This window comes from Methylopila musalis (assembly GCF_042679725.1).
In the GTDB taxonomy this organism is placed as follows: Bacteria; Pseudomonadota; Alphaproteobacteria; order Rhizobiales; family Methylopilaceae; genus Methylopila; species Methylopila musalis.
In genome coordinates this window covers 1-1466 of the sequence record NZ_JBHTMX010000344.1, presented here as the reverse complement: position 1 = coordinate 1466, position 1466 = coordinate 1, and the positions used below count along the sequence as shown (strand labels likewise).

The window sequence follows — 1466 nt, the reverse complement described above, 5'->3', positions numbered from 1 at the left end:
CGGGCGGTGGCCTGAACGGCGGCCGGCGCCGAAACCGTCGCAGCGGCGGACGTGTCCTCCGCCGCATAGGCCCGCGCGGTGACGGGCGTCGCGACCGTGGTCCCCGCCGGCGCCGCCACCCGCCGCAGCGGATGCGCGTCCTCGGCGGAGGCGGCGAACGACGACCAGGCCTGCGAGACATAGGCCGAGACCGGCGTGCGGCGCCCGGTCTTGAACAGGGAGTGGAAGGCGCGGCCGTCGTCCTCCACGCCGCCGTTGAAGGCGAGCGGAGTCTCGTCCGCCGCCGCCTCCTGCAGCGCGATGGTGGACGACGCCTTGGTCTGCGCGACGGCCGAGCCGCCGGCGGTGAGGCGGGCATAAACCTCGCCCAGGCTGCGGGCCTGGCCGCGCTCGTAGAAGATGGCGCGGTTGGCGGAGGCCTGCGACGGGAAAGCGGCGGCGGCGGAGGCGTTCGGCGTGGCCTCCGCGCGCTGGATCAGATCGACCGCGCCGCGCGCGCCGAGGAAATGCGCCGCGTAAAGCTCGCCCTCGGTCGGGGCCCGGCCGAGCGCGCTCTGCAGCGTCTCGGCGTTGCGGCGAGTGAAGGCGCCGGCGAGCAGGGCGGAGGCGGTAGGGTCGTCGCGCAGCGCGAGGATTTCGGCCTTTCGGGCCGGGTCGGCGACCTCGTAGCGGCCCGACGCGGACCGGGTGACTTCGGCCGCCGCGGCGCCGAGGCCGAGCTGGGCGCCGTCCTCCTTCAACACCTGAAGCCAGGTCTGGTCGATGAACTGGAACAGTCCGCGCGCGGACGAGGTCGGCGCCTTGGCGGTGGGGTTCAGAGAGGATTCGCGCTGGGCGGTCCGCATCAGATAATCGAAGCCCGCGCCGGTGGCGTCGGCCGCCGTTTTCAGAGCGGAGGTGACGCGGCTGGCGGCGTCAGCGGGGGACATGAGCTGCATGGGCGTGACGCGGATCCCGAAAGGCGCCGGTCCGACGCCTGTGAACAGAATGCCGCCCTTATGGTAAATCGCCCGTTAACCATGCCGGACGGGCCGCCGAAGCCCGCCGGAAAAGGTTTGGTTTCAAGGAGGTTGGACATGAAGGCCCTGCTCGCCGACCATCCCGCCCCCGCGACCGGCGCCGCCTCCCGCCCCCATGGAGCCGCCGGCTGGATCGCGAATCCCCAAGCCTTGACCACGCCCTGGCCGGACGGGGCCACGCCGCTCTATGTGCGCGTCGCCGATCCGGACGCGGAGGGAATCGACGATGCGCTCGCGCTCGCGGCGGGCTTCGGCGCGGCTGGCGTTCTGCTGTCCCGGCTGGAGCGCGCGAGCGACGTGGGGCGGCTCGCGGCGCGGCTCGCGGTGGCGGAGGCGAAGGCCGGCCTTGCGGACGGCGCGCTGTCGATCGCCGTGCAGGTTTCAAGCGCCGCCGGCCTGTTCGCCCTGCCCGCTCTGGTGGCCAAGGGCTCCCGGCTCTCGGCCCTC

1 protein-coding gene and 1 pseudogene are annotated in these 1466 nt (G+C 73.7%); one reads left to right on the top strand and one right to left on the bottom strand.

Annotation, left to right across the window (positions count from 1 at the left end):
* A partial coding sequence (locus ACFQ4O_RS17480) for a lytic transglycosylase domain-containing protein (protein WP_378777647.1) occupies nt 1-938 on the bottom strand: 938 nt, incomplete at its 3' end.
* Between the two features lie 138 nt (nt 939-1076).
* On the opposite strand from ACFQ4O_RS17480, the pseudogene ACFQ4O_RS17475 reads away from it, so the two are divergent.
* A pseudogene (locus tag ACFQ4O_RS17475) lies at nt 1077-1466 on the top strand (hypothetical protein); the annotation flags it as partial.